The sequence below is a fragment of the Nonomuraea sp. bgisy101 genome (assembly GCF_057708945.1).
In genome coordinates this window covers 140919-167515 of the sequence record NZ_JBYITD010000021.1, presented here as the reverse complement: position 1 = coordinate 167515, position 26597 = coordinate 140919, and the positions used below count along the sequence as shown (strand labels likewise).

Genomic DNA, 26597 nt, shown 5'->3' with positions numbered 1-26597 from the left:
AGGATGGCGTGGGCGATGGGCAATTTGAAGATCGACGGGTGGCAAGATACTGCGGAATCGAAGGCAGCATCATGCAAGCCGAACCGGACTTGTCGCAGGGGGCGATGCGGCCGTCCCTGTCATCGGCGACGTCTCGTGAGTCACGAATCCTCGGTGGACAGCAGACGGCCCAGCGTGTCCAGACCGTGGTGGAGCCGCCGGAAATAGGTGGCCCGGCTGATGTGGAGTTGCAGGGCGAGTTGCTGGTGCGTCCGCGGTCGCCCCAGGTAGTAGTGCCGCAGGATCCATCCCGCCTCGGCGTCCTCCGGCGAGTCGCCGTCCTCCAGGGTGCGCACGGCATCCCGCAGCCACTCCTGGAGGTCCATCACCGTCGCTGTACGTGCGCAAGCCAGGAGCGGACTGTCGGCGAGTCCGGCCTCGTCACGGATGCGCGCCAGGGCCCAGCCCACATCCCGGCCCGTCGGGCCCTGGGGAGCGACCCCGTCCGAGACCGGGACGAGCCGCTCCACCCAGTCGGGCAGCGCGTCCCGGCCGAAATCCTGGCTGTAGATCTCGGGCCTGCGTCCGCACCGGTAGATGTCATCGGTGGTCGTACCGTGCCGCCGGAACCGCAGACCACGCAGCAGCCGCTGGTAGTCGGGGTTCGGAGTGGACACCGTCAGCAGCAGGCCGCGCGAGCGGACCTGGTGAAGTAGGTGCCGCAGGAGGAACGCGTGCAGGCCCCGGTCGGGGCAGTAGGCGGCGCCAAGGACCAGGCTGCCTGCGCCCCGAGGCCGGCCGAACAGCCCGTCGGCATGCTCTTGGAGCAGCGACTCCACGCTGGGCACGGTGCGCTCGGCGACGTGGAGCAGGCCGATGAGGCCGGCGGCTCGGCCATCGCCGTCCCTGAGCAGTTGGAAGCCCGACGGATCGTCGCGCAGCCATTGCTCCACCATGCGGTCCGTCCGCCGGGTGTCCAGCCCTCCGCTCCGGGCCCACCAGTGCATCAGCTCGCCTATGTCGTCCGCGTCCCCCGGGTCGGCGGTGTGAACCAGGCCTGTGGAGGAACTCGCGGGGAACAGCGTCTCGCGCACGGCGTCGTCATCGGACAGGGCCATGACGCTCTCGGCGAGGCGACTGCGGTGCTCAGCACTGGGCTCTGTGGCCAGCAGGCGCTTGCGGTAGGCCAGCGCCCGGGTCCGCGTGCCGCGGTGAGCGGTCGGCTGCCGCCACCGGTGAGCCAGCTCGATCACGCTGCGGAACGGCTCGACCACGGCGAGCCCGAGTTCCGTGCGGGCTACGACGCTGAGCCCGCGCAGGGCGTCGAAGACTTCCGGGTCGGCCTGCAGCAGCGCCTCGTCGCCCGACCACATGGTGGCCAGCCGGTCGAGTGTGCCTCGCCATCGCTGTGCGGGCAGTTCACGGGAGAGCCGCTCGATGATCTCCTGAGTGATCTGATCGGCCACCGTCCCCGGAACGTGCGGCGACGCACCCGCGTGCAGCGCCCTGCACGCCGCGCCGGCGATCAGTGGATTGCCTGCGGCGAGGCGGACGACCAGGTCCTGGCTCTGCGGGGCGTGCAGCTGCGCGTCCGCTGCCAGCTTCCTGATCCGCTCGTCCTCCCATGCGGAAACCCTGAGCACCGTGGCCCCCGACAGGGTCCACTTCGGGTGGGCCAGCAGCGAGCGTCTGCTCACGACCAGCACCGGCCTGCCGTCCTGCTGTCGCCGCGCCCGCACGGCTTCCAGCGCGGAAAGCGCGTCCGGGCTGTCCGCGCTGTCGAGGGCCAGCGGTGCCCTGGTGTCCTCGGCGAGCGCGGCCGGTACGGCCTCCAGGGCGTCCGGCTGCGACAGATCCAGAACCGACACCGAGGCCAGGCTCGACACGAGTCGGGACTTGCCGATGCCGAGGGGGCCGGTGAGGTTGACGAGCGGATGCCGGTCCAGTGCCTCCCGCAGAACGTCCGGACTCACCCGCGGCGCCGGCCCGGCGGCTCGTGTTTCTCCCATCAGATCTCCTTGCATTCTCCGGCGAACGGCCATCGCCGCACACGGCGAACACGTCCTCGTCTGTGTGACGCGGCGGGAAAGCGGTCTGCCGCCCTCCGCTGAGACTGTGAGACTCCCGTGAGACTTGGTTTGTTTGCTTCCCGGCTAGTTTGTGCTCCGTGGTCACCAGGCACCGGGACCGAACTCGCGGGGGGAGACATGCAGGGCCGCACCATGTCCGTACTCGGCCTGAGCGGCGCCGAGGAGGATGTCTACCGCTACTTCCTGCGCAATCCACGCACACCCGCGCACGATATCCACGGGATGTTCCCCTTCGGCGAGGGGGGAGCGACGCAGGCGATCTCGCGCCTGCGTGACCTGCGGCTCCTGCACGGGGACGACGAGAGCACGTGGGCGACAGAGCCCGGTGTGGCCGTGCCCCGTCTGATGGAGAAGCAGTTGGCCTCGATGTACCGGACGATACGCCAGCTCACCAACCCTTGGCCCATACTGCGCTCGCTGCAGCGCGACCGGCAGGACCCGCTGCCGGAGCTCTCCGAGACGGCCGACGGCGCGGGCGTGACGTTCCGCCGGCTGGAAGACCCGCGGGAGGTACGCGCCCACATCGACGAACTCGCCTTCAGCGCCCAGGAAGAGGTACTGGCGGCCGAGCCCTACGACACGCTGCCGCAGGAGAACATCACGCACAGGCGGCCCGTCGACGTCCGCTGTCTGCGGCGCGGCGTACGCATCAGGAATCTCGTGCGCACGACCGCCCTGGAAGATCCGCACACCCTGAGCCATCTGCGAAAGCTGCACGCCGACGGTGCGCAGATCAGGGTCGCGAACGAACTGTCGCACCAGATGCTGGTCTACGACAGCCACACGGCGCTGCTCCCGATCGACGTCCACGACACCGCCAGGGGTGCCCTTCTCATCGAGGAGAGCACCCTGGTGGGCGGCGTCGTCAGCCTCTTCGAGAGGCTGTGGGCGGCGGCGACGGACTTCGCCACGCTGACGGCCCCCGGTGCCGGGCGGATCACCCGGCTCTCCGAGACGCAGCAGCGTGTGCTGACCTGCATGTGCACCGTGAGCAAGGACGAGGTGGGCGCCCAGCGGGCCGGCATGTCGCTGCGCACCTACCGCCGGCACATAGCGGACCTGCTGTGTGCGCTCGATGCCGGCAACCGCGCACAAGCAGCGTTGACGGCGCGCGAGCGGGGCTGGGTGTGACCGCATGCGGGGCCTCGCCCATCGTACGTGGTGATCTTGTACTCGACCGCCGTGAGGGAGAGGGTCAGCTCACGGATCCGACGGCGGATGGTGTCGCGATGTTCGAGCAGCACGTCGAGCCGCCATGGCAGCCGGCCTAGATCGGCCGGACCGACGCAGGGACGCCCTCGAAGTCGGCGCTGCGGGCGGTCTCGGCCCACTGCTCGACCTGCTCCAGGCCACGCCGGTAGACACCCGAGATACGCTCGACCGCCTCGCGCCCGAGCGGCAGCCGCAGCGGCACCTCGTCACTGTGCGCGAGGGACACGATGATCTCGGCCGCCCGCGCCGGGTCGCCTTCCTGCAGGCCGTCGGTCCCCGCCATGTCCGCGCGGACGGCGGCGAGCAGGTCGCGGTAGGTCTCGGACGCCTCGGCGAACTCGAGCACGTCGGCCGCGTTGAAGTCGGTCCTGAACCGGCTGGGCTCGACGATCATCACGCGGATCCCGAACGGCGCCACCTCCCCTGCCAGGGCCTCGGACCAGCCTTCGAGGGCGAACTTCGACGCGGAGTACGCCGACACGCCGGGGAACGACATCCGCCCGCCCTGGCTGCTCATCTGCACGATCGTCCCCGTGCCCCTGCCCCGCATCGCCGGCAGCGCCGCTCGGACGAGGGCCGCGGGGCCGAACAGGTGCAGCTCCATCAGCTCGCGCAACCGCGAGTCACTGACCTCCTCAACCGCTCCCACCACGGCCCGGCCCGCGTTGTTGACCAGCACGTCCACCTGCCCGAAGCGGTCGAGCGTGCCCTGCACGAGGTCCGCGGCCGCGGCGACGTCTCGGGCGTCGAACTTCGCGATCAGGAAGGTGTCCGGGTACGCGGCCTCCAGGTCGGCCACGCTCTCGGGCCGGCGCACCGCCGCCACCACGTTGTCGCCCGCCGCGAGCGCCGACTCCGCCAGTGCGCGCCCGAAACCGCGGGACGCGCCGGTGATGATCCAGGTCTGTGTCGTCATGGCGAGAACGCTATGGTTTCGAGCGCGCTCGAACGCAAACCCGCGCGACCACGAACACTGAGACGTCGTCGTGGTGAGCGGGTGGCGAGACGCCGGAAATGATGTCGCCGGGCATTCGGCTGAAGCGTAAGGTGCGGGCGTGCATCCTGCTGATTTCTATACAGGCATCGTCGCCGAGTTATACGGGCCGCTGAAGTCCGTGGCCCAAGATCCAGAGCCCTACGCGGCGTTCGTCCAAGAGGCTGGTTCCCCGGCTCTGGAGCTGGGGTGCGGGGACGGCGATCCATTGCTCGACCTGCGTCGGCGCGGCCTCGACGTCGAGGGTGTCGACTCCTCGGCGGACATGCTGCAGCGGTGCCGTCACCGGGCGCGGAAGCAAGGCGTCGATGTCGTCGTCTACCACCAGCGCATGGAGGCGCTCGATCTGCCACGCCGCTACCGTGCGATCTTTCTTGCCGGGCCGACTTTCAACCTGCTCCCCGACGACTCCATCGCTCTGGCCGCCCTTCACCGCATCCGCGACCATCTCGCCGTGGGCGGCACCGCCCTGGTGCCGCTGTTCGTCCCATCGCCCACACCTGCCGAACGGATCGGCCGGGTGCGCACCGCTACAGCGGACGACGGTGCAGAGTTGCGGGTCTCGGTGGTGTCCGAGGAGCGTAGCGATTCCGCGCGGACGCAGACGACGGTGTTGCGCTACGAGCGGTGCCGCGACGGCGAGAGCACCGTCGTGGACCGCCCCTGGGTACTGCACTGGTACACCCGCTCAGGATTCGAGAGCCTTGCCGCAGCCGCCGGCCTGATCGCGGTCTCGGTCCTGGAGTCGCCAGGCGCCTCCGACCTGCAATTCCAGCTGCAGGCCGCCGGTTAAGCTGCTGTCGAGTTGTCAGGGTTGCCTGCTGGTCGCCGCCCAGTCGAGGAGCGCCTGAGCGGTCTCGAAGCGGCGGCTGGAGCTGCTCTCTCCCAGAAGCACGCCGACCAGCTGACGGCCGTCCCGGTCGGCGGCGAAGGCGAGGGTGTAGCCCGCGGCGCGCGTGAATCCGGTCTTCAGGCCGATGGTGCCCGGCGTGCGGAGGAGGCGATTCGTGTTCCGCCAGGAGTAGGCGCGGTGCTCCGCCGTCTCAGGGATCGAGCGGTGCCGGGTGGAGCCGACCTTCTTGATCAACTGGTTGTTCAGCGCCGCCTGGGCGAGCCGCACCTGGTCGCGTGCGGTGGAGTAGCCGCCGCCCTTGGTGGGCATCCCGTCGACGTTGACGTACAGCGTGTCCTTCATGGCGAGCTCGCGGGCGTTGGCGTTCATCTTCGCCGTGAACGCGTCGACACCAGGCCCGTACGTGCGGGCGAGCGCGTGGGCGGCGTCCGCGCCGGAGGGCAGCATCAGGGCGTACAGCAGGTCCTCCACGGTGAGCCGGTCACCGGCGCGCAGGTACGCCACCGAGGCGCCGCCCCTCGACGCGTAACGCACGTCCTTGGCGGTGACCTCGACCACGTCGGTCGGCTTGGCCTGCTTCAACACGGTGTAGGCGGTCATCACCTTGGTAATGCTGGCCACCGGGACCCGAAGATCGGCCTTCTTGCTGAAGTAGACCTTGCTGGTCTTGGCGTCGATCACATGGGCGGCACGGCCGAGCACCGCGGGGGCGTCAGCGGAGGGGGCGGGAACGTGGGCACGGGGGGCCGGTGAAACGACCGAACCGGCCGGTGGGGCGGCCTGTGCGACAGGGGCGACGGCGGTCACGGCGCCTGCGGTGATGGCGACGCCGAGCAGCGCGCGGCCCAGCCGGTTCTTGAGGTACGTGGGCATGAAGGGGTTGTGCTCCTAGCTTCCATGCCGCCTACCGGGTTAGCTGACGGGTTCGGGCTGGGAAGTGCCCTACGGACGCGGCTGAGCCGGCGTTCGATTCACCCCAAGGGAAGTGGGTCCCCGGTTCCGTGGATACGGATTCGGCGGCCGAGTGTCGTCCTGCGGATGAGCCTCAGGAGACGCGCGGTCCGGGCAATGCAATGGCAACGGACGAGTCGACGGCTCGCTGCACAATGCACTAAAAATAGCCAAACTGCACAAAAGGGGCAAATACTCCACACTCGCTCCTGCCCGATCCGCTACGCGTCGGCGATCGACCCCCAGCCGTCGTTCCAGATGTTGTCCCAGTCGGCCTTCACGATGAGCTTGTACGCGCGGTGATCGCAGCACCGAGCCGGCAAGGTGCGACACCGACCGCCAGCAGGCGGAACCGGCTCGATCCGCGCCCCAGCCGCGTCCGTTGACTCAGCGTCCCCGGTCATGTCGGAGCGGGGACGGTTCGAGGTCGAGCGCGAGGTGGAGTTGGCGCGTCCACCAGCGCAGCTGCGCGGTCGGGTCGCTCGCCGCGACGCCGGTGAGGCCGGCGCTGCGGCGGAAGGCACTCCCGTAGAGAGGCTCCATCGCCATCGCTTGGTGGAGGGCCGCGACCGCGAGCCGCGTGTCCTCGATCGAAGCCGCGGACGGCCGGAGCCTGTGGAGTGCGTCGACAAGCGGGTTCAGCATCCCGTCGCCATGCTCTCGCCAGCCCGCAGCATGCAGCGCGACCGCCAGCTCGCCGTAGCCCTGCCGGTACAGACCTGCGAGTGACTCGACGAGCTCCAGGAGGTCGGCGCCCTGCTCCAGCCACGACGAGAGAACGTCCTGCACAGCGGCTCTCAGTTGGCGTCCACCGTGTCGAAGCAGTTCGCGCAGCAGGTTGTCGCGGCTCTGGAAGTGGTGTGTCACGCCGGCGTCGGTCATGCCGACCCGGGCGGCGACGGCACGCACCTGGACCGCCGCGACGCCTCCGTCGGCGAGCAGCGCTGCCGCGGCGTCGAGGATCAGCCGGCGAGCCTCTTCAGGCGGTCTTCGTGTACGGCGTGTCCCCACGACTCCAACCTTACCTTGACCGGCCAAGGCAGCGGGTCGTATCGTACCTTGACAGCTCAAGGTAAGGGGTGCGGACATGCCTGTGGTCGACCTCACGACGTCGCGAGGGAACGAGGTTCCGGCCTCCCGTGAGGGCCTCGCTCGACGATTCGGTGCCGTCCCTGGCGGCAGGCGCCGGGACGAGCCGGGCTCCGACCAGCGATGACCGAAGTCACCCTCGCCCGAGGAGACGTAACGCTGCGAGGCACGGCCACCGGCATCGGTCCGACCGTCATCCTGCTCCACGCCGGCGCCGAACGTCGCGGTGTGTGGACGCCGGTCGCGGCGGCGCTCGCCCTGTCCGGGCTCCGGACCGTGGCCTTCGACCTGCGCGGTCACGGCGACAGCTCGGGACGGGCAACGACGCTGCGGGCCATCGAGCAGGACGTGACCGCGATGATCTGCCGAGAGCCGGCACCGGTCGTCGTGGTCGGCGCCTCCCTCGGCGGGCTGGCCGCCATCGCGTCCCTCGCCGACCCACGCGCGGCACGACATGTCGCCGGGTTGGTACTCGTCGACGTCGTACCCGATCCCGATCCCGATCGGGTTCGCGCCTGGCTCGATGCCCGTGGCCTCCGCCACATCCACGCCGAGCTCGTCGAGGACATCCTCGAACGCGGTCCCGAGCTTCTGGCGACAGCCGCGAAGATCGAGCTGCCGATCCTGCTCGTTCGTGGCGGGCCGCGCTCACCGCTCATCGACGCTGAGGTGGAGCGCTTCCGCGCCGCCAACCCTGCGGTCACGGTCTCTCAGGTGCCTGCCGCAGGTCACCTGGTAGCTCGTGATGCTCCCGATGAGCTCGCCCGCATCGTCGCGGACCGCGCGTCGACGTGGCTCGCCACCGGGACGACCGCCCGTCGTGCCTTCGCGCTGCAACGCTCGCTGGGCGCCGACCGGCTCGACCACCCAGGTGGAACGCTGCTCGCCCACCTGCACAGGGTGCACGCCCTCACCGTGGCGTGGTCCGCCGCGCCACGCACCCAGCTGGCCGCCATCTGCCACGCGACCTACGGCACCGACGGGTTCCCGCACGCGCTCATGGCGACGACGGAGCGGCGACGGCTCGAACGCGTCATCGGGTCCGATGCCGAGTCGCTCGTCTATCTCTATGGCGCCTGTAACCGATCCCACACCTACCGCGGCCTCGGGCGCCAACCGCTTCCCGTCCGTGATCGCTTCACCGGCGACATCACGCCGATCCATGAGGCCGACCTCGTCGACTTCGCCGTGCTCACCATCGCCAACGAGCTCGACGTCGCCCGCTTCGCTCGTCTTCCACGCACGGCCCTGAACGAGATCCGCCGCCTCGTGGCCGCGCTCGCCGCCTACGCGCCCGTCGAAGCCGCGCGGGCGCTCGACGACGGCGCCCTCGCGTGACCATCGAACAGCCATGGACGCTCGCCGACCCGCCGGGGCTGTCCGGCGTTCGTGCCGGCGACGACCTTGTGGCTCCTCGGCGGCGGCGATCCCCTGCCTAGCCCGTGGTGAGATCGCGGCGGCGCATGCCGTACAGACCGAGGGCCGTCAGCGCCGCGGCGAGTGCGACCAGGACCACCGTGGCCACCGGGGCGAACGCCCCCAACGGGTGCCAGGGAAGGTGGGACAGCACCGACGTGTTCACCAGCCATCCCTGCACCCTCCAGTAGGGCCCCAGGATCTGGACGAACGCGCTGTACACGAGCACGACCCAGGCCGCGCTGATGGCCCGCGGGGCGAGCCCGAGCAGCGCGGCGGGTACGGCGAGCAGCACCAGCACCTCCGGGATGCGGAGCAGGCATGCCCGGACGACCTCGCCCGCGAGGGCGGGGTCGCCGCTCGACGCGGCGGCGCCGGCGCCGAGCGCGAGACCGTACACCGCCAGCAGGACGACCACGGCGAGCGCGGAGACCAGCAGGGACGACCCGAGCCACGTCGATCTGCCGGTCGGCCCGGCCAGCACTGGACCGAGACGGCCGCGCACCTCCTCCGCCCGGAGCCGGAGAACCGACAGGACCGCGAAGACGCCGGTGTAGAGGGACCCGGTGAACACCATGAGGCTGAGCCAGGCCCGCCCGAAGTCCGCCCCGGCGAAGATGGGGAGAGCGGTGGTCGACATTCCACCGGTCATGCCGCCCAGGACGAGTCCCACGGTGACGAACGCGGCTCCCCACCAGCCGATGGCCCCCTGCTGGAGCCTCAGCGCGAGCGTGAACGGCGAGCGCAGCCACGAAGGCGCCGTGGCCCGGCCGGGACGTGGGGCCACGAAGGCGGCAGCGAGATCTCTGCGGCTCGCCAGGGCGTAGGCGCCCGCGACCAGGAGCCCGGCGAGAAGAGCGGAAAGACCGAGCGGCCACCAACGATCGCCGGCCAGCACCCGGGCCTGCTGTGACCAGCCGATCGGCGACAGCCAGAACAGCGGACCGCCCTCCTGGCTCTGCATCGCTCCCGCACCGCGGAGAATCCACGCTCCGAAGAGCACCGCGCCCGCGAGCCCGCCGGCGCCTCTGGCGTACTCGGTGAGCTGTGCGGTGACCGCGGCGACCGCGGCGAACACCAGCCCGGCCGCGGCGAGGGAAGCGCCGAACAGCAGCGCGCCGCCGGTGGGAAACCCGATGCTGATCGCCGCGACGGCGGTGAAGACCGCGAGCGCGGCATCGCCCAGCAAGGCGACGATCAGCGCCGCGGTGAGCTGGGCGTGCCGGCCGACGACGGCCGCGCGGATGAGTTCGGCCCGGCCCGTCTGCTCTTCTGCCCGGGTGTGCCGGGTGACGAGCAGGATGTTCATCAGCGCGGCGGCCAGCAGGAACTCGACCCAGTAGGCGGCGAGGAAGTACTTCTGCGTGGTGACGGCCTCGGCGTCGAAGAAGGGCCCCGCGAGCACCCTCATGAAGGAAACCTGGATCAGCTCCGTGGCTTCGGCCAGGGCCTCCGGCGTCGGGACGACCGCGGTGGTGGCCGCGTAGTAGAAGCGCGGGACCAGGACTGTGATGGCGAGCACCCAGATCGGCAGCTTGATCCGGTCGCGGCGCAGCGCCAGCCGTACCATGGCGCCGGTGCCGGTCAGGTGGCCGCTCGCCGCTCTCGATCCGGTACGGCTGTGCGCAGGGGAGACCGTGGCGGTCATGCCGCCTCCTTGATCCCGTAGTGCCGGAGCATGAGCTCCTCCAGCGTCGGCGGGTGGCTGACCAGCGAGTGGATGCCGAACCTCGTGAGGTGCAGGACAGCCGCGTCGAGGTGTTCGGTGTCCACGCTGAACCGCACGCCGCCGCCCTCGATCTTCGCGTTGTGGATGCCGGGCAGCCGGTCGAGGCCGCTGACCGGTGCGGCGGTCTCGGCCACGATCGTCGTCCTGGTCAGGTGCCGCATCTGCGCCAGCGTCCCCGACTCCACGACCTTCCCCTCCCTGATGATGGTGACCCGGTCGGCGAGGGTTTCGACCTGGGCGAGGATGTGACTGGACAGCAGGATGGTGTGCCCGGCGGCCTTCGCCTCGGCGACGACCTGCTGGAACACCGCCTCCATCAGCGGGTCGAGCCCGCTCGTGGGCTCGTCGAGGATCAGCAGCTCCACGTCGGCGGCGAGGGCGGCGACGAGGGCGACCTTCTGGCGGTTGCCCTTGGAATAGGTCCGCGCCTTCTTCTTCGGGTCGAGCTCGAACCGCTCGATCAGCTCGTCCCTGCGCCTGTTGTCGAGCCCGCCGCGCAAGCGGCCGAGCACGTCGATGGCCTCGCCTCCGGTGAGGTTGGGCCACAGCTCCACATCGCCCGGCACATACGCCAGCCGCCGGTGCAACGCGACGGCGTCCGCCCAGGGGTCGCCGCCCAGCACCCTGGCGCTGCCGGAGGTGGCTCGCATCAGGCCCAGCAGGATGCGGATGGTGGTCGACTTTCCCGCCCCGTTCGGGCCGAGGAAGCCGTGCACCTCGCCGGTGCGTACGGTGAGGTCGAGCCCGTCGAGGGCGCGTGCCGGTCCGAAAACTTTGACGAGTCCGGCAGTGGCGATGGCAGGGGTCATGGGTTCTCTCCGATGGCGGGTCTTTTGCGCATGGCGAGGAGGCGACGGTTCGCTCAGGAAGCGGGGAGGGTCACTCGTGCGTCGAATTCGCGGTCCGGGAGGGACTTCTTGAGGCTGAGGAGATTGTCGGCCTGCCAGCCCACGACGTAGCGGGTGTCAGGCCGGGGCGACTCGACGGCCTCCCTGATCGCCGTCGCGACGACGCCGGGGTCCGATGCCTGGTCGCTCGCGCTCACCGACACCTCGGCGGCGCGTGCCATGGCCTCGGCCATCTGCCGGTAGGCCCCGTTTCCGGAGATCTCCCGCAGTTGCCGGGCGGTCGCGGCCTCGAAATCGGTCCTGATGATGCCGGGCTGGATGACGACGACGTCGATGCCGAACTGTCCGGTCTCCATGCGGAGCGTGTCGGAGAAGGCTTCCAGGGCGTGCTTGGAGGCGTAGTACCAGGCGCCGAGCGGGAGCGCGAGCTCGCCGCCGATCGAGGACACGTTGACGATCGTGCCCGATCGTCGTCGCCGCATCTGCGGCAGGACGAGCTGGATCAGCCGGGCCGGTGCGTACACGTTGACCTCGAACAGGTCTCGTGCCATCGCCAGGGGCGTGTCCTCGACGGCGCCGTGGACGACGCCTCCCGCGTTGTTCACCAGGACGTCGATCCGCTGGTGTTCGTCCAGGATGGTACGGACCACCCGCTGGAGGTCTTCTTCCTTGGTCACGTCCATCGGCAGGGGGTGACCTCCCGCTTCGCTGATCGCCGCCATCTTGTGCACCCGCCGCGCCGCGCCGTACACGATGTGGCCGGCGCGCAGGAGTTCGAGTGCGGTGGCCTGGCCGATGCCGGACGAGGCGCCGGTGACGAGGCAGATCTTGGCAGCCATGCCAGGGTCTCCTGAGATTCGATGGAAGGTGTACGGCCGCCGCGATCGCCACGGCCATCGTTCACGCATCGGGAAAGCTACGACCGCGTTCGAGGATTCAGCAAGGGGCGGACGGTGTCACCGCAGTTCAGGCCGCCTCGATTGGCGCAACGACCTTGCAGGCAAATGCAACAGCCGCCTGCCGTGTCGCAATCAGCCGCGCCCGGCGACATACTTGTGCATCCGCGACGACCGGGAGGAGTCCATGCCGGGAGGCCACCTGACGTACGAGGATCGCCGCAAGATCGCCGAAGGGCTGGCGGAAGGGCTCGCCTATGCGGAGATCGCCCGTCGCCTGGGGCGGCCGAGGTCGACCATCGGCCGCGAGATCGCCCGCAACGGCGGCCCGCACGGCTACCACGCCGCCCGGGCGCAGCAGGCGACCGAGTGGCGGGCCCGCCGCCGGCCGAACCCGCCACTGAGCACGCCCGCCCTCGTGGACGCCGGCGGGCGTGACCCCCAGGCGGTGCGGGAGTACGAGCAGAAGCTCACCGGCCTGATGTCAGGAGGGTGGCCGCCGATGGCGGCCAAGGTGCTTGTCTGCCTGCTCACCAGCGACAGCGGCAACATGACCGTCGCCGAGCTGATCGAACGGCTGCGGGTCAGCCCGGCGTCCATCTCCAAGGCCGTCGGCTCGCTCGAGCAACTGGGGCTCGTCAAACGCGAACGTGACAACCGGCGTGAGCGGTACTTCATCGACGATGAGGTCTGGTACAGGGCGTGGTTGGTCGGCACCCGGTCGATGGCGATGTGGGCCGACACCATCAGGGAAGGCGTCGAGGTCCTCGGCGCCCGGACCCCGGCAAGCACCCGGCTTCACACCGCAAGCCGGTTCTTCCAGCTCCTCAGCTCCGACATGGCGCGGGCGGCCGAACACTACCGGCAAACCTTTTCCGGCACCGGTGACGACACGCACTGACCACACCTCGCGTGGCCTGGCGGCTAGGAGTCGTCGAGGTTCCGCCTGTCGCCGGCGAGCGAGCCACGCCGGCCCAGCCGCCATCCGGCCGCTGTCCAGCACGTTCCCCAGAGCAGGAAGAACGGCGACCACAGCAGCAGGTCCCAGCGCGCCAAGGTGCGGGCCAGCGCGGCGTGCTCGACCGGCGCAGGGCGAACCCCGGTCAGCAGCAGGGCGTCGCCGACGAATCCGAACCCCAGCGCCCCGATCGAGCGCGCGATCATGAAAATGCCCAGGATCCAGGTGATCGCGAGCAGCAGCCGGCGTGGGACGGCCGCACCCCAGGGCCGCACGGTGGCCAGCGCGACGATGACACCGACCACCGCGGCACCGGCCAGCAACCAGTGGCTGGCCACGAACAAGGGATCACGGGCGAGAAGCTGTTCGCGCAGCTGCGGAGGCAGCGGGTCCTTGTCAGCCAGCGCATTGGCCCCCAGCGCCTGGGCGAGCTTCATCGACCCGTAGGCCGCGGCGCACGCCGCCGCCCCGTACGCGCCCACCCGCGCCCGATCAGCCCGCGACATGTCTCGTCGCCGCGGCGTAGGACCGGATCATCTCCAGGAGCAGCCCGATCACCAGGATGCCAAGGACTCCGTGGTACCACTGCCAGCCCACGCCCATGCCGACGAACGCGTCCACGATCATGATCCCCGCGCCGCCGCCGACCGCCAGCGACATCCCGACGAGCACGAGCAGCATCAACGTTCTCGGCACCCTCCGCCCCAGCGCCGTGACCGTGGCGACGGCGACGCAGGCGCCCAACACGCCGGACGCGGTCGCGAGCCACTGTGCGGCGGCCGCGTCCATGAAGTAGCTTCGGGTCTCGGCGGCCGACACGGGTGGGCCGCCGGGGAACCCGAGCCGGTCCTGTAGCGCGAAGGCGGCCTTCCCCGCGGCGTAGCCGAGGAACAGCACCGCCACCGCGTAAGCCGGCCAGCTTCGTGGGCGATCAGCAGCAGTCATGACTGCGACGGTAGAGGCCGCGCACCGGGCATCACTCCCCACAGTGAGGGAGGCGCCTCCCCTCACGGGGGGAGTTCCAGAACCTCCCCCTGGATCGAGTCGGCGCTCGCCACGGCCCGCGGGCTCAGGCCGATCCGGCGCAAAGCGGCCGGGTGAGCCGCGCGGCGCGCTCCGAGCCGGTGAAGCCGATCCCGACTCCGCCGGCAGCGGATCCAGATGACCATCCACCGCGCGCCGGCGTCGGGTTCACCGAGCCTTGATCAAGGCTCTCAGGTCTCCTGTGGGATCTCGACACGGACCGGATCGGTGATGGCGGGAGGCGTTCCTGGGAAGGCGCCGGTGAGCAGGGCGGCGACCGTGTAAAGGTTCCAGGCCAGTGCAGGCTGCTTCACGACAGGTTCGGAGAAGAAGGCCTTCAACGCGTCGCCGCGTACGAGGGCGGTCAGGGCGTCTGCTCGCTCGAGCACGAACTCTCCGAGAAGAGCCGACAGACGGGGCCCCGGGCTGGTACGCCAGTTCCAGGGGTTGCCACGCTTCGGAGCAGGTGGCGCGGAAGTCCTCACGGGCGGCTTGCGCTGCCACCATCGGCGCTGTGCTTTCGCCTGCCCGGTTCGGAAGCGCCATGGCTTGCCCTCGAGTTCGACCTCCTGCAGGCCGGGAGCCAGTCGGCTGGTCAACTCGTGGACGACCTCTTCCGAATGCCGCCATCGCTGATCGAGCGACAGCGCCTCGATCACCACGCGATTGTCGAGGAACGGCTGAACCGGATCCCCGCGCCGCAGGGATCCCACTCTCGCCGCGGCATGCCAACGTCCCACGCGGTACGTGACATACAGGTGGTCGAGCACTTCCCACGGGTTCTCGCCGACTCGCCGCAGCCATGGCTCCGCGAGCATGCGGGCGTGCTCGTTCGCCTCGTCGGTGAACAGCGGTTCGTTCTTGAGGAAGAAGTCACCGACCCTGCGACGCATCGCCCTGTCGGTGGTCTGCCCCTGACCGTAGAGGAAGCCACCCCTGAGGATCTCACCGCTCTGCCCGGACATGGTCGGCATGGTGGAGTATGGCCGGTAGTCGACGATGCTCTCGTACGCCGAGGTCATGCCTTCGCAGGCCCGGATCACCTCATAGGTGCGCACGCTCGGGTGCGGGACGAGCACGGCGTCCTTCGCCTCGGTCTGCACGGGTGGGATGACCGCGTGGTGGATACGCAACCGAGCGGCGAGCTCCCTGGCGATGATCACGTCGGGGTGGGTGTCGAGACCGTTGGTCGTCGCGCGGAAGGGGACATGGCCCGCGTGCAGAAGCGCCGCCATCAACCGGCTGTCGCGCCCGCCCGTCAGCGCCAGGTTCACCGGCTCGGGGACGGCCTGCAACGGCTCGACGGCGGCGACGAGGGCGTCACCCAACCGCCTGATCGACTGGCGTTTGGCTCTCGCCGACGTGGGCGCCGGTAGCGCCGGCGGCAGGGGACGCGAGGCGATCCTCCTGCGACCGTCCTTGATCGTGATCACGGAGGAGGGTCCAAGCGCCGTCACGCCTCGGTATGGGGTCTCGTCGGAGAGGAAGTACCCCTGACGGATCATGGTTTGCAGGGCGACCTCGTTCCAGGCGACCTTTCCTGCGTTCGCCACGAGGTGCACGTGCAGAGCGCGGGTTCCCACCAGGTGGAGGTCGTCGTTCTCGGCGTGGAAGACGGACAGAGCCCTGGTGCTCGCGGTGGCGGCCTGGAGCTCGCCCTCCGTCACGCGGACGACCGAAAGGCAACCGGAAAGATCCGCCATCATCGCGCCCAGATCGGAAGCTTGGATGAGACGCCGTACGTCCCGCTGGGAGGCGAGCGTGCCGCTGATGCCCAAGCCGCGGTGCGACCCCCGCGCGATCAGTGGCGGGCGTCCCTCGGCCCCTTCCTCGTTGGACCAGGCGAGCAACGCGGCGCCCCCGCCGACCCACTCGGCGGCGTCGACGGTTTCCTGCGGCACAGGAAAGACGTCACCGAGAAGCGAACGGGCCAAGGAGAGAGACCGCCTGACATCCACCCCCGGACGCTTCGCGGCCATCCCGAGGAATACGCGCATGGAGACTCCATCTCTACGGGACGAAGGACGTCGGCGCGGACCGTCCCCGCCCGGACGGGTGCCGGACAGGACACCATGGGCGGCGCTCCTGCCGTCCGGGCGGACGAGCGCACGCGCGGCCGTGAAGCCGATCGGCCGGGACCGCGGCCACCAGGCCACCGCCTGAGGTCATGCGCGCCTCTCCATCGTCTGGATCTTCATGACTGATTGCCGCGAAGCGGCGTTCGAGTTCGCGCGGTGGCGGCGAACCGGGGCGCGGCGGGACGAGACCGACGACGAGAGTGGCGTCACTGACAAACAATCTTGTATATCTGGGACCATGGTTGCGCCACTCCTGCCCGGAGACCCTCGTCAACTCGGCTCCTACTGGCCGGCCAGACGGCTCGGCGCGGGCGGCCAGGGCGTGGTCTACGAGGCCTACGACAGCTTGGGCGAGCGGGTGGCGGTCAAGGCGCTGCGCGAGGACTTCATCACCGACGCCTACCGTGACCAGCTGCGCAAGGAGGTGGCGGCGCTCAACCGGGTGGCCCCCTTCTGCACCGCGCGATTGATCGAGGCCGACCTCGACCACGTCCCGCCGTACCTGGTCAGCGAGTACGTCCCCGGGCCCGATCTGCAGAACCGCGTGGACGAGGAGGGGCCGTACCGCCAGGACGACCTGCATCGCCTCGCGGTAGGGATCGCCACCGCGCTGTCGAGCATCCACCAGGCCGGCGTGACGCACCGGGATCTGAAGCCGGCCAACGTCCTGCTCGGCCCGGACGGTCCCCGGGTCATCGACTTCGGCATCGCGCGCACCGAGGAGATGTCGCGGAGCGCGACCGGGCAGCTGAAGGGCACGCCGCGATGGATGGCCCCCGAGCTGTTCCGCGGCCTTCCCGCCTCCCCCGCCGTCGACATCTGGGCGTGGGGCGCCGTCGTCCTGTTCGCGGCCACGGGCAAGCCTCCCTTCGACGGCGACAGCATGCCCGGGCTGATCAACCAGATCCTCCGTCACCGGCCCGGCTTCGACGTGCTGCAGGAGCCGCTGCGGTCCCTGGTGGCACGGGCGCTGTCTCACGACCCTGCCGGGCGCCCCACGCCGGGGCAGCTGCTGGAAGGCCTGATCGGCGGCCGGGGCACGCTCGAGGAGGCCACCGCAGTCGCTGGGACCCTGTCCAGGGCGACGGCACCTCCGTCGCTGGCGCAGCTGGCCGAGCAGGTCTATGCCGGGCTCGCACCCGCCGAGCAGGCGTTCATGCCGCGCGTCCTACTCCGGATGATCTCGGCCGCCCCGGATGCCAGGCACACACTGCGCAAGGTCGCCGCCGTCGAGTTCCTGGACATGGAGACGAGCGAGCAGAGCGTCTGGCGCACCCTCGACAGGCTGGCCCAGGCGGGACTGATGGTCCGCGACGGCGACTTCTTCACCCTCGCCACCCCCGCTCTGGTACGGGCCTGGCCTCGGCTGCGCGATTGGGTCGCCGACGAACGAGAGATCCTCGACGCCCACCACGGGATCGCCGACGCGGCGCGGCGCTGGCAGAGCCGCGGGCACAAGAGCGGCGACCTGCTACAGGGCAGCTCCCTCGACGAGGCGCTCACCCGTGTCGCGACCGGCCGCCGGCACCTCACCCTCAACCTGGTCGAACGCTCGTTCCTCGACCAGTCCGTGCGCGCCGCGCAGCACAGGCGGCGCTACCGTACGCTGCTGAGCGCGGTTCTGGCGGTCCTTCTCGTCGCGACCACCGCGACGGCGGCCATCGCGATCGCCCAGGGCATCGAGCTGGCGGCCACGAACCAGGCCGTCTCCCGGCAGCGGGACATCGCCATCGGCGACCGGGTCGCCAACCTCGCCCTCACGATGCGGCGCGTCGATCCCGCCACCGCCAAGCAACTGGCCGTCGCCGCCGCGACTCTGGCGCCCGACGGTCACGCGGCCAGGAACGCGCTGGCCACCCTCTACAACCAGACGGAGCAGTACACCTACCGGCCACCCGGCGTCGACGGCCGCTGGCGGATGAGCGCGGACGGCACCCGCAGGCTGACGGCCTACGCGCGCGGCCACGAGGTGAAGCTCGCCGACATCGATTCGCGCCGGGTGATACGGACGATCACGTTGACCGGAGAGCCGATCGACGACGGCGCGCTCGGTCACGTCCTGTCCCTCACGGCGGACGGCACGGCCATGTCGCTGGTCAGGAAGGACGGCAGCGTCGGCGTCTGGGACACGGCGACCGGACGGCCACGGCCGGTGACGATCCGCGTCCCCGAACCGTACGCCATGCTCGACCCCATGGGCACCCGCCTGCTGAGCTTCTCGGCGACGCAGGCGATCGTGTGGGACGTGGCGTCGGGCCGGCCCGTGCTCACCATCCCGCACCAGCTCCTGGCCGCGACCTTCACACCGGACGGACGATCGCTGGTCACCCTCCGCGGCGGCGAACTCGAGCACTGGGACATCGTCAAGGGCACGAAGCGGTCCCTGCCCAGGCTCGGCGAGGACGCCGAGCGGATCAGCGGTATGGAGGTCAGCCCGGACGGCCGCCGCCTCGGTGTGATCAAGGGCGATCGGGTGTGGATCGTCCGCCTGGACAAGGAGGACATCAGCCGGCGGCAGCTGCAGAAGAACGACGGCCGCATCGGGATCGCCTTCAGTCACGACGGCAGGTTCGTCGCCGTCGGCGGCACCGTGTGGGGCACCGAGGGCGTCCACGACCAGTCCTCGGACCTCGTGGGCGAACGCAACGAGCCCGTCTTCAGGTACACCGGCGGCTGCGCCAACCCGGTCTTCGGCCCGGCAGACCGCACTCTGCGCTGCGCCGACCACTCCACCGACACCGTCTCCGTCCTCTCCCTCAGCCCCGTCACGGACTCCGTCAAACTCACCGACGCCCTCGTCCTTCCTGCGGCCGTTCTCAGCGAGGACGGCTCGACTCTCGCCATCGAGTCCGGCCATGACCTGGAGATCTGGGATCCGGTACGGCGCGCCAAGCGGGGAGCGCTGCCGCTCAACGGCGTCGAGGGCACCAGCGAATCGCTGTTCACGCTGTCAAGAGACGGAAGACTCCTGGCGAGCAGCTTCCGCAGAAGCGGGAAGGTCGAGATCTGGGAGATCGCCTCGGCGACCAAGAAGGTCACCTTGCAGACCGGTCACGCGATCAGCGACCGGCTGCCTCTCAGGTTCTCGCCCGACGGCCGGACGCTCGCGGTGCTCACCAGCCCCACCCTCGGCTCGACCTCCCTCGAACTGTGGGACGTGGGCTCGGGAACGCTGCGGGTGAAGTCCGCCGGAGCCCAGGTGGATCCCGATCAGGTCATCGTGGGCGAACCGCGTGTCCTGTTCAGCCCCGACGGGCGCACCGTTCTGTCCGGCCCGGACCAGGGCATCGTCGATGTCGCGACCGGCGCGAGAGTCCTGGCGCCCAACCTGGACCTGAGCCCGGCCAAAGCCCGCAGCCGCGACGGGCTCGTCGCCGTGGTCGACAAGGACAAGGTCGGGTTCTGGGACGCGCGGACGCTCCGGCACAGGTACGACGTGCTTCCCGGCGCGGACCTGGGCAACGCCGCCGCCTTCTCCCCCGACGGGAAACTGCTCGCGCTGGCCGACAGGACCGGCCGGATACGGCTGTGGGACGTCGCGAACAGGCGTGCTCTGGGCCTGCCGCTCGCCGGTTTCCTGACGCCCAAGGCCAGGACCGGCCCGGACACGGTCACGGCCATGGCGTTCTCCGCCGACGGCGCGGTGCTGGCCGCTGTCGACGACGCCGGCCGCCACCGCACCCACCTCGTCGCCCCCGGCAAGGTCAAGAGCGCCCTCTGCGGCCTGTTCGGTCCACTGTCCGAGGCTGGCTGGAAGACCTACATCGCGGAGATCCCCTACCGGCGTACCTGCTGACCACCATGGCAACCGTCAAGGACCCAGAGGGGTGCAGTCGAGGATGACGTGTCCGAGCGCGGTCCTGTGAACGCCGGCAAGGTCGAGCCCGGCTCCGGCGGTGAGGGCGATGTAGTCCTCGACGGTGCGCTCGCGACCGCCGCTGAGCACGAGCATGCGCAGGTCCATCTCGGCGAACATGGCCGGGTCGTCGCCGGAACCGCCGTGTGACTCGATCACGACGACCCGTCCGTGCTGCCCGGCCGCGTCGGCGCACCGACGCAGGATCAGCAGGGCGTCGTCGTCGCCCCAGTCGTGCACCACCCGCCTGAGCACGTACACGTCACCCCCGGCGGGCAGCGGATCGAAGAAGCTCTGGCCGACGAACTCGCACCGCGAATCCACCCCGTGCGAGGCCAGGTACCGCCGGCCTCGATCCACGGTGTCCGGCAGATCCACCAGCGTGGCCCGGACATCCGGGTTGTCGCGCAGCACTTCGGCGAGCAGGGCGCCGGTGCCACCGCCGACGTCGACCACGTGCCGCGCACCGGACCAGTCGTACCCCTTGGCCGCATCGGCGAGGTAGTCCGCTCCTGAGGCCATCATCGCGTCGAACGAGGCGCTCATCTGCGGGTTCGCGGCGAGGTAGCGCCAGAACGGGGCGCCGAAGACCGCCTCCCACGCCGGTCGCCCTGTGTGGACCGTGTGCAGCAGACCGGTGAACGCCAGGTCCATCTGCCCGCCGAAGCCACCCAGGTCGAGCCGCGCCCGCATCCCGGAAGGATGGTCGGACGCCAGCAGCGCGGCGGGCTCGTTGACGGCGAACCTGCCCGGCTCCCGTTCGATGAAGACGCCCCGGCAGGCCAAGTGGCGTAGCAACCGGCCCAGCGCGTCCGCGTCGGTGTCGGACCTGCGTGCCAGTTCCTCGACGGGCACCGCGTCGTCGGCCATCAGATCGGTGAGCCCCAGCGAGGCCGCGACCCGCACCGCCATCGGCGTGACCAGGTCCGTGACGGGTGCCAGTACTTCCCATGCCGCTTCCCACGCCGACGTCCGGCCCCGCTCGTCGTGATCGTCTTCGGTCACGACCCCTCCTCTCGCGGGATCAAGGCTGGCCTGCCCGCCCCGACCGAACACTGCCGATCTTGACCGCTGGTGATTCGTCGGGCGGCCGAGCTGTTCACGCTCTCCCGGCCGACGATATACCGCGCCCCCTGCGCGGTCTCCCCCCGTCCGGGCGATCGTCACAGCAGTCCGGCGGCCTTGAGATCCCGGACATGGGCGGCCAGGCGCGATCCGAGGGAGCGCAAGGCTTCGTGATCGCCGTCGATCAGCGGGCCGCTGACCATGGTGGCGGTCGCCGCCACGATCATCTGGCTGGTGAACCGGCCACCCTCGGTCGTGGCTCCGAGGATGTCGGCGACGTGATCCCCCAGACGCCGCTGGAACATCGCGCGGTGCTCCATCGCCTCCGGGCCGGCGGCGTAGACCTCGGTCACGCACAGGCGAGCGTTGGCGGGGTCGTCGGTGAGCGTCTCCAGAAAGGCCGTCATGGCCCGGTCGAAGCGCTCGAGCGGGCCTCCGTCTCCTGCCGCGGCCATGAGGATCCGCTGTTCCAGCAGCGCCGTAGAGCGCTCGAACGCCGCCATGAAACAGTCGAGCTTGGAGGTGAAGTGCTGGTAGAAGCTCTGCCGGGAGATGACGGCGCGCTTGATCACGTCCTCGACGGAGGTCTTCACGAACCCCTTCTCGCTCGTCACCTCGGCCATGGCCGTCATCAGCCGGTCGCGTTGCGCTCTGGCCACCTCGTCGGGAGGTAGTGCGTACCTGCCGCGAGGAAGACGACGGATGGAGGAGCTGTCCATACAGGTCACCCTAACGATCGACAAGCCGGCGCGATCGCCGCGGGCGCCCCTTCGACGGCGCGTGCCGCCTCGCGTCAGCGATGACCGAGCTCGACGCGCGTACCCGAGTGGGGGCCGTCCGCCGCATCGCCGCCGAGGCCGGCCGGCTCCGGGCACGGGACCTCGGCGGTCAGTGTGAACCGGCCTTCGTCCCGTTCCACGGCGAGGCGCCCGCCCGCCTCCTCCAGGCGGCGGGAGAGGTTGGTCAGGCCGGTGCCCTCCCGCAGGGGAGAAGCGGTCGCGCCGTCGTTGGAGACCGTCAGGCGTACGGCGTCGCATACGGTGATCGCGCACCGGGTGGCCCGCGCATGCCGTACCACGTTGGTCACCGCCTCGCGGAGGACGACGGCCATGAGGGAGTCGACCTCGGGCAGCAGCCGTACCGGTGGAAGGTCGACCGTGACCTCGACGCCCGCGGCCGCGAGCATCGAGCGGGCCGTGGCCGCCTCCTCCCGCAGGGAGAGGAGCGCCGGGTGGCCGGTGATGGAGCGAACGTCGACCAGCGCCTGCTCGGCGAGTAGAGGCCTCACCGTCCACGACCACCGATCGGCGGTGGCGCCGCCTGGGAGGGTCCCGCGCCGGCCCCGGGAAGCGCCGGCTCTCCGTCACGCGCTAGGGTTTGCTCATGCAAGCAAAATCTGGCTCGCCCGAGCAGATGACGTTCACCGAGCAGGCTCGACGCGCCCAGATCATCGAGGCGGCCGTCGAGGTGATCGCCGAGGTCGGCTCCGCCGGAGCCTCGTTCGCGAGGATCGCCGAGCGGGCCGGGCTGAGCAGCACAGGGCTGATCACCTACCACTTCGCCAACCGGCAGGATCTGATCGACTCCATCGTCCGGGAGGTCATGACCGCGTTCGCCGGCCACGTCGGCCCGCTCGTCGCCGCCGCACCGACCCCCGCCGCCGCGCTGGACGCCTTCATCGGCGCGAACGTGGATTTCATCCGGTCGCACCGCCGGCATCTGCTGGCCGTACTGGACATCGCCGCCGGTTCCCGCGACACCGGGGACGGGGCCTCCGCCTCCGCGGCGGTCGCGCGCGCGGATCTCGACGCGCTCCAGGAGCTCCTGGAGAGGGGGCAGGCGCAGGGAGAGTTCCGCGCGTTCGACCCCCGGTCCGTCGCGATCGCGATCCGCTCCCTTCGCGACGGGATCCTCGGTGCGCTCACCGTGGATCCCGATCTCGACCTGGACGCCTACGGAAGCGAGCTGCGCACCGTGGTCCGTCTCATGACCGCCGTCCCACCGTACGCACAGGGAGAGACGTCATGACCCGTTCGCCGGACAAGGCCGCACTGGACGCACGCCCGATCCCCGGCTGGTACCAGGACGCGAAGCTGGGCGTCTTCATCCACTGGGGCCTCTACTCGGTCCCCGCCTTCGCCGATCCAGCGGCCGGCGACTTCAACGACTTCATGCGCGACCTGACCGCCATGAAGGACACCGGGGGCGACATGCCCTACGCCGAGTGGTATCTCAACGCGCTGCGCGTGCCCGGCTCACCGACCGCCCGGCACCACCAGGCGACGTACGGCGACGACTTCCCCTACACCCGCTTCCGCGACCAGTTCGACGCCGCCGCCGCAGAGGTCGACTTCGGCGACTGGGCCCGGTTCTTCGCCGGCGCGGGCGCGCAGTACGTGGTCATGGTCACCAGGCACCTGGACGGATACCCCCTGTGGCCCACCAAGGTGGCCAACCCCCACGCGCCCGCCGGATACCGGGCGCGGCGGGACCTCGTCGGCGACCTCACCGCGGCCGTCAGAGCGGAGGGGCTCAGGATGGGCCTCTACTATGCGGGCGGCATCGACTGGACGTTCACCGACAGGCCGATCCGGACCATGACCGACCTCATGGAGCAGCAGGCGCTCGGCGAGGAGTACGCGCGGTACGCCACGGCGCAGTGGCGGGAGCTGATCGACTCCTACCGGCCGTCCATCCTGTGGAACGACATGGGCTGGCCGGCGGAGCAGGACCCGCACGAGCTCTTCGCGCACTACTACGACTCCGTGCCTGAAGGGGTGGTCAACGACCGCTGGATCCAGTCGAAGATGCCCCGCAACCGCCTCGCTCGCGGCCTCTACCTGCGTTTCATGGGGACGATGCTGAAGCTCATGACCCGTGGCGGCAAGGAGCTGCCGACCCCGGTCCCGACGTTCCACTATGACGTCCAGACCCACGAGTACCGCTCGCCCGAGACCGTGCTCCCCCATGCCTGGGAGCTGACCCGGGGCCTGGGCACCTCCTTCGGCCACAACGCGCAGGAGAGCGCCGCCGACCTGCTCACCGGCACCGAACTCGTCCACCTGCTCGTCGACGTGGTCAGCAAGGGCGGCAACCTGCTCGTCAACGTCGGCCCTGACGGACACGGCGGCATCCCCGAGATGCAGCGGCGGCCGCTCCGCGAGCTCGGCGCGTGGCTGGAGACCAACGGCCGGGCGATCTTCGCGACGCGCCCGTGGACCCGGACGCGGACGACCACCTCGGAGGGCCATCCCATCCACTTCACCAGCAAGGACACCACCGTCTACGCCACCGTCCTCGCCGACCGCCTCCCCGGGCCCCTCGTCATCCGTGACCTGACGCTCTCTCCTGGCACGCATGTCCAGCTCCTCGGCGCGGACGGCGATGTGGACGTGGCATGGACGCGGCGCGGAGCCGACGTGGAGATCGCGACGCCGCAGCGGCGATCTCCCGCTCACGTGCTGGCGATGACCACGGCAGGCTGAGAGAGCGAGGGCGTCACCGCGCCGTGCCGTAGCGGCTGAGCAACGGCTTGCTCCTGTCCCAGGGCTCCAGTCGCCCACGTTGCTCGGCCTGCCTCCGCGCGATACCGGACAGGGCCTCCAGAACCACCCTGCTCCCGAGCATCGCCGTCACATCGGCGTGATCGTGACTCGGGGCGACCTCGACCACCTCCACGCCGACGATCGGCAGCTCGTAGGACAGCCTCCGCACCGCGTCCAGCAGCTCGCGCGAGGTGAGCCCGCCGGGTTCGGGTGTCCCCGTGCCCGGAGCCATCCCGGGGTCGACGACGTCGATGTCCACCGACAGGTAGACGCCCGCGCACTCGTCGAGGGCGATCCGCGACGCCTCGGTCAGGCAGACGTCCAGGCCGCGTTCCACGATCTCGGTCATCTCGTACGAGCGCATCCCCTGGTCGGCCATCCACTGGAGGGTCTCGGGGCCGGGCCAGTAGCCACGCAGGCCGATCTGCAGGAACCGGTCACCGCGGACCGCGCCCGACTCGATGAGGCGCCGCATGGGCTGGCCGTGCCCGATGAGCGAGCCGTACGAGCTGTCGCCGGTGTCGGCGTGGGCGTCGAAGTGGAGGACGGAGGCCTGACCCCAGCCGACGCCCCGGGCGACGCCGGTGATGTCGGGCAGCGCGACGGAGTGGTCCCCACCCAGGACGAGCGGGATCTTGCCGGCCGCTGAGACCGTGTGTACCGCCTGCTCCAGCGCCGCGAGGGACCTCTCCGCGTCACCGCTGAACATCATGACATCGCCGGCGTCCATGACCCGCAGGTCGAGCAGGCCGTCGACGCCCAGGGCCAGGGACGGGCGGGTGCCGTCGTGCCCGAGGTAGCAGGCCTGCCGGATCGCCCCGGGCCCGAAGCGGGCGCCGGACCGGTAGGAGGTGCCCCCGTCGTACGGGGCGCCCAGGATGACGACCTGGGCGTCGCTCCAGGAAGAGGGCTGCTCGAGGTCGCAGGAGGGCACACCGAGGAAGGTGATGTCCGGACCGTACATCGCACCGTAACGGGTCATGGCGGATCCTTCATGTTGAGTCGGCGGTGGCATCCTCACAGCCATCGGCGCCGCCCGGAATCCCTCGGCTTTCGACATCGCCTCCATACTGTCTATGGAGCTCTGCGGACAGCCGCTCGACAGCGGGAGGACGGCGGCCGGCGAGAGTGACGAACTGGATGCGGCGCGCCCCGATGCCCTGGACCGTGGCTCGGGCCACGACCTCGTGGCCCTTCTCCAGGGCGAGTTCGGGCACGAGCGCGACGGCGCCGCCGGCGCCCACGAAGCCGTGGATCACGCTGTAGTTGTCGGCTCTGAGCACGATGCGGGGGCGGAAGCCCAGGGAGTGGCAGGTGGCGAAGAGGGTGTGGTCGCTGGGGTCGTAGGAACCGCTCGAGATGATCCAGCCCTCGTCCGCCAGCAGCGCGAGGTCGACGGGCTCCGCTCCCTCCGCATGGCTGTGGCCCGCGGGCAGGAGCAGCCGGTAAGGATCGTCGAAGAGGGTCTCCACGTGCAGGTCGGCACCGTACTGACTCTTCCCTTCGCCGATGCCGTAGGTCAACGCGCAGTGCAGGGATCTGGCGCGCACCTGCGTGAGCAGTTCCAGCGGTTCGGCCTCGGTCAGCTCGATCCGCACGTCCGTGCCTTCGGTGGAGCGCCGCAGGGCGCCGGGCAGCAACCGTGACGCCGCGGTGGTGAACGCGCCGATCCTGAGGGTGGACACCCCGTGCTCGCGCCGGGCCTCGACGTCCGACTCCACGGCCTCGATGCGGTCGAGCACGACGCTCGCGTGCTCCAGTACCAGCGCTCCGATGGGCGTCAGGACGGCGCCGGTCGGGCTGCGCTCCACCAGCGAGGCTCCCAGATGGGCTTCCAGCGCGCCCAGGTGGTAACTGATCGTCGGCTGCCCGTAGTGAAGCTGGCGGGCGGCCCCCGCCAGCGACCCGTTGACGGCGATGGCGCGCAGGACCTGGAACTGACGGAGGTCGATCATCCATACATGCTATGGAGTCTTCGTGAGGAGGGTCTGCGACGCCCCGCGCGTGCCGGAACC

At 70.3% G+C, this 26597-nt stretch carries 22 protein-coding genes and 1 riboswitch; of the genes, 7 read left to right on the top strand and 15 right to left on the bottom strand.

Annotated features, from left to right (window positions below):
• Nucleotides 1-140: 140 nt before the first annotated feature.
• Nucleotides 141-1988, bottom strand: coding sequence for a hypothetical protein (locus AC3EO4_RS34435; protein WP_431899577.1), 1848 nt, complete (start codon nucleotides 1986-1988; stop codon nucleotides 141-143).
• Nucleotides 1989-2186: 198 nt separating this feature from the next.
• Here AC3EO4_RS34435 and AC3EO4_RS34430 point away from each other — a divergent pair, with 198 nt between their 5' ends.
• Nucleotides 2187-3200: a hypothetical protein gene (locus tag AC3EO4_RS34430; protein WP_431899575.1), complete on the top strand. Its 1014-nt coding sequence runs from the start codon at nucleotides 2187-2189 to the stop codon at nucleotides 3198-3200.
• A gap of 136 nt (nucleotides 3201-3336) precedes the next feature.
• Here AC3EO4_RS34430 and AC3EO4_RS34425 read toward each other — a convergent pair whose 3' ends face one another.
• Complete coding sequence (locus AC3EO4_RS34425; RefSeq protein ID WP_379569845.1) at nucleotides 3337-4197, bottom strand: SDR family NAD(P)-dependent oxidoreductase; 861 nt, start codon at nucleotides 4195-4197, stop codon at nucleotides 3337-3339.
• 139 nt (nucleotides 4198-4336) lie between these two features.
• On the opposite strand from AC3EO4_RS34425, the gene AC3EO4_RS34420 reads away from it, so the two are divergent.
• Complete coding sequence (locus AC3EO4_RS34420) at nucleotides 4337-5068, top strand: class I SAM-dependent methyltransferase (protein WP_379569847.1); 732 nt, start codon at nucleotides 4337-4339, stop codon at nucleotides 5066-5068.
• A 15-nt stretch (nucleotides 5069-5083) separates the two neighbouring features.
• Here AC3EO4_RS34420 and AC3EO4_RS34415 read toward each other — a convergent pair whose 3' ends face one another.
• Together AC3EO4_RS34415 and AC3EO4_RS34410 are read right to left on the bottom strand one after the other, a co-directional pair.
• Entirely contained in the window at nucleotides 5084-6001 is a 918-nt protein-coding gene (locus tag AC3EO4_RS34415; protein WP_431899573.1) for a D-alanyl-D-alanine carboxypeptidase family protein, read from the bottom strand.
• 13 nt (nucleotides 6002-6014) lie between these two features.
• Nucleotides 6015-6157: riboswitch (cyclic di-AMP (ydaO/yuaA leader) on the bottom strand.
• 309 nt (nucleotides 6158-6466) lie between these two features.
• On the bottom strand, nucleotides 6467-7090 hold the full coding sequence (locus tag AC3EO4_RS34410; RefSeq protein ID WP_431899571.1) for a TetR family transcriptional regulator: 624 nt from the start codon (nucleotides 7088-7090) through the stop codon (nucleotides 6467-6469).
• A 201-nt stretch (nucleotides 7091-7291) separates the two neighbouring features.
• Between AC3EO4_RS34410 and AC3EO4_RS34405 the strand changes: the two genes are divergently transcribed.
• On the top strand, nucleotides 7292-8506 hold the full coding sequence (locus AC3EO4_RS34405; RefSeq protein WP_431899569.1) for an alpha/beta fold hydrolase: 1215 nt from the start codon (nucleotides 7292-7294) through the stop codon (nucleotides 8504-8506).
• Between the two features lie 97 nt (nucleotides 8507-8603).
• On the opposite strand, the gene AC3EO4_RS34400 is transcribed toward AC3EO4_RS34405, so the two are convergent.
• Genes AC3EO4_RS34400 through AC3EO4_RS34390 form a run of 3 tightly spaced genes read right to left on the bottom strand, consistent with a single transcriptional unit; the run spans nucleotide 8604 to nucleotide 12000 of the window.
• On the bottom strand, nucleotides 8604-10232 hold the full coding sequence (locus AC3EO4_RS34400; protein ID WP_431899567.1) for an ABC transporter permease: 1629 nt from the start codon (nucleotides 10230-10232) through the stop codon (nucleotides 8604-8606).
• Complete coding sequence (locus AC3EO4_RS34395) at nucleotides 10229-11122, bottom strand: ABC transporter ATP-binding protein (RefSeq protein ID WP_431899565.1); 894 nt, start codon at nucleotides 11120-11122, stop codon at nucleotides 10229-10231. Before AC3EO4_RS34395 ends, AC3EO4_RS34400 begins: the two co-directional genes overlap by 4 nt.
• Before the next feature lie 53 nt (nucleotides 11123-11175).
• Nucleotides 11176-12000 carry an oxidoreductase gene (locus tag AC3EO4_RS34390; protein ID WP_379569859.1) on the bottom strand — a complete coding sequence of 275 codons (825 nt, stop codon included), beginning with the start codon at nucleotides 11998-12000 and terminating at the stop codon, nucleotides 11176-11178.
• Between the two features lie 244 nt (nucleotides 12001-12244).
• On the opposite strand from AC3EO4_RS34390, the gene AC3EO4_RS34385 reads away from it, so the two are divergent.
• Entirely contained in the window at nucleotides 12245-12958 is a 714-nt protein-coding gene (locus AC3EO4_RS34385; RefSeq protein WP_379569861.1) for a helix-turn-helix domain-containing protein, read from the top strand.
• Between the two features lie 23 nt (nucleotides 12959-12981).
• Here the strand turns inward: AC3EO4_RS34385 and AC3EO4_RS34380 are convergent, their stop codons facing one another.
• From AC3EO4_RS34380 to AC3EO4_RS34370, 3 genes are all read right to left on the bottom strand, one after another.
• On the bottom strand, nucleotides 12982-13521 hold the full coding sequence (locus tag AC3EO4_RS34380; protein ID WP_379569863.1) for a DUF3995 domain-containing protein: 540 nt from the start codon (nucleotides 13519-13521) through the stop codon (nucleotides 12982-12984).
• Complete coding sequence (locus AC3EO4_RS34375; protein ID WP_379569865.1) at nucleotides 13508-13960, bottom strand: hypothetical protein; 453 nt, start codon at nucleotides 13958-13960, stop codon at nucleotides 13508-13510. The genes AC3EO4_RS34380 and AC3EO4_RS34375 overlap by 14 nt, the downstream gene beginning before the upstream one ends.
• Before the next feature lie 269 nt (nucleotides 13961-14229).
• Nucleotides 14230-15939 carry an asparagine synthase-related protein gene (locus AC3EO4_RS34370; RefSeq protein WP_431899563.1) on the bottom strand — a complete coding sequence of 570 codons (1710 nt, stop codon included), beginning with the start codon at nucleotides 15937-15939 and terminating at the stop codon, nucleotides 14230-14232.
• A 415-nt stretch (nucleotides 15940-16354) separates the two neighbouring features.
• Between AC3EO4_RS34370 and AC3EO4_RS34365 the strand changes: the two genes are divergently transcribed.
• Entirely contained in the window at nucleotides 16355-19912 is a 3558-nt protein-coding gene (locus AC3EO4_RS34365; protein ID WP_431899561.1) for a WD40 repeat domain-containing serine/threonine protein kinase, read from the top strand.
• A 15-nt stretch (nucleotides 19913-19927) separates the two neighbouring features.
• Here the strand turns inward: AC3EO4_RS34365 and AC3EO4_RS34360 are convergent, their stop codons facing one another.
• The 3 genes from AC3EO4_RS34360 to AC3EO4_RS34350 all read right to left on the bottom strand — a co-directional run bounded on the left by AC3EO4_RS34360 (nucleotide 19928) and on the right by AC3EO4_RS34350 (nucleotide 22325).
• Nucleotides 19928-20977 carry a methyltransferase gene (locus AC3EO4_RS34360; RefSeq protein WP_379569871.1) on the bottom strand — a complete coding sequence of 350 codons (1050 nt, stop codon included), beginning with the start codon at nucleotides 20975-20977 and terminating at the stop codon, nucleotides 19928-19930.
• Between the two features lie 158 nt (nucleotides 20978-21135).
• Nucleotides 21136-21756: a TetR/AcrR family transcriptional regulator gene (locus AC3EO4_RS34355; RefSeq protein WP_431899560.1), complete on the bottom strand. Its 621-nt coding sequence runs from the start codon at nucleotides 21754-21756 to the stop codon at nucleotides 21136-21138.
• Between the two features lie 74 nt (nucleotides 21757-21830).
• Nucleotides 21831-22325, bottom strand: coding sequence for a sensor histidine kinase (locus AC3EO4_RS34350; protein ID WP_379569875.1), 495 nt, complete (start codon nucleotides 22323-22325; stop codon nucleotides 21831-21833).
• Nucleotides 22326-22420: 95 nt separating this feature from the next.
• Here AC3EO4_RS34350 and AC3EO4_RS34345 point away from each other — a divergent pair, with 95 nt between their 5' ends.
• Nucleotides 22421-23065 carry a TetR/AcrR family transcriptional regulator gene (locus tag AC3EO4_RS34345; RefSeq protein WP_379569877.1) on the top strand — a complete coding sequence of 215 codons (645 nt, stop codon included), beginning with the start codon at nucleotides 22421-22423 and terminating at the stop codon, nucleotides 23063-23065.
• On the top strand, nucleotides 23062-24522 hold the full coding sequence (locus tag AC3EO4_RS34340) for an alpha-L-fucosidase (protein WP_431899558.1): 1461 nt from the start codon (nucleotides 23062-23064) through the stop codon (nucleotides 24520-24522). The genes AC3EO4_RS34345 and AC3EO4_RS34340 overlap by 4 nt, the downstream gene beginning before the upstream one ends.
• Before the next feature lie 13 nt (nucleotides 24523-24535).
• Here AC3EO4_RS34340 and speB read toward each other — a convergent pair whose 3' ends face one another.
• Together speB and AC3EO4_RS34330 are read right to left on the bottom strand one after the other, a co-directional pair.
• Nucleotides 24536-25564 carry an agmatinase gene (gene speB / locus AC3EO4_RS34335; RefSeq protein ID WP_379569881.1) on the bottom strand — a complete coding sequence of 343 codons (1029 nt, stop codon included), beginning with the start codon at nucleotides 25562-25564 and terminating at the stop codon, nucleotides 24536-24538.
• 10 nt (nucleotides 25565-25574) lie between these two features.
• Complete coding sequence (locus AC3EO4_RS34330; protein ID WP_379569883.1) at nucleotides 25575-26537, bottom strand: LysR family transcriptional regulator; 963 nt, start codon at nucleotides 26535-26537, stop codon at nucleotides 25575-25577.
• Between the last annotated feature and the right edge of the window lie 60 nt (nucleotides 26538-26597).

Excerpts from the sequence above, each read along its gene's own strand:
- AC3EO4_RS34435 (WP_431899577.1), bottom strand. The coding sequence starts at position 1,988 with ATGGGAGAAACACGAGCCGCCGGGCCGGCGCCGCGGGTGAGTCCGGAC.
- AC3EO4_RS34430 (WP_431899575.1), top strand. The coding sequence starts at position 2,187 with ATGCAGGGCCGCACCATGTCCGTACTCGGCCTGAGCGGCGCCGAGGAG.
- AC3EO4_RS34425 (WP_379569845.1), bottom strand. The coding sequence starts at position 4,197 with ATGACGACACAGACCTGGATCATCACCGGCGCGTCCCGCGGTTTCGGG.
- AC3EO4_RS34415 (WP_431899573.1), bottom strand. The coding sequence starts at position 6,001 with ATGCCCACGTACCTCAAGAACCGGCTGGGCCGCGCGCTGCTCGGCGTC.
- AC3EO4_RS34405 (WP_431899569.1), top strand. The coding sequence starts at position 7,292 with ATGACCGAAGTCACCCTCGCCCGAGGAGACGTAACGCTGCGAGGCACG.
- AC3EO4_RS34400 (WP_431899567.1), bottom strand. The coding sequence starts at position 10,232 with ATGACCGCCACGGTCTCCCCTGCGCACAGCCGTACCGGATCGAGAGCG.
- AC3EO4_RS34395 (WP_431899565.1), bottom strand. The coding sequence starts at position 11,122 with ATGACCCCTGCCATCGCCACTGCCGGACTCGTCAAAGTTTTCGGACCG.
- AC3EO4_RS34390 (WP_379569859.1), bottom strand. The coding sequence starts at position 12,000 with ATGGCTGCCAAGATCTGCCTCGTCACCGGCGCCTCGTCCGGCATCGGC.
- AC3EO4_RS34385 (WP_379569861.1), top strand. The coding sequence starts at position 12,245 with ATGCCGGGAGGCCACCTGACGTACGAGGATCGCCGCAAGATCGCCGAA.
- AC3EO4_RS34380 (WP_379569863.1), bottom strand. The coding sequence starts at position 13,521 with ATGTCGCGGGCTGATCGGGCGCGGGTGGGCGCGTACGGGGCGGCGGCG.
- AC3EO4_RS34375 (WP_379569865.1), bottom strand. The coding sequence starts at position 13,960 with ATGACTGCTGCTGATCGCCCACGAAGCTGGCCGGCTTACGCGGTGGCG.
- AC3EO4_RS34365 (WP_431899561.1), top strand. The coding sequence starts at position 16,355 with ATGGTTGCGCCACTCCTGCCCGGAGACCCTCGTCAACTCGGCTCCTAC.
- AC3EO4_RS34355 (WP_431899560.1), bottom strand. The coding sequence starts at position 21,756 with ATGGACAGCTCCTCCATCCGTCGTCTTCCTCGCGGCAGGTACGCACTA.
- AC3EO4_RS34345 (WP_379569877.1), top strand. The coding sequence starts at position 22,421 with ATGCAAGCAAAATCTGGCTCGCCCGAGCAGATGACGTTCACCGAGCAG.
- AC3EO4_RS34340 (WP_431899558.1), top strand. The coding sequence starts at position 23,062 with ATGACCCGTTCGCCGGACAAGGCCGCACTGGACGCACGCCCGATCCCC.
- speB (WP_379569881.1), bottom strand. The coding sequence starts at position 25,564 with ATGACCCGTTACGGTGCGATGTACGGTCCGGACATCACCTTCCTCGGT.
- AC3EO4_RS34330 (WP_379569883.1), bottom strand. The coding sequence starts at position 26,537 with ATGATCGACCTCCGTCAGTTCCAGGTCCTGCGCGCCATCGCCGTCAAC.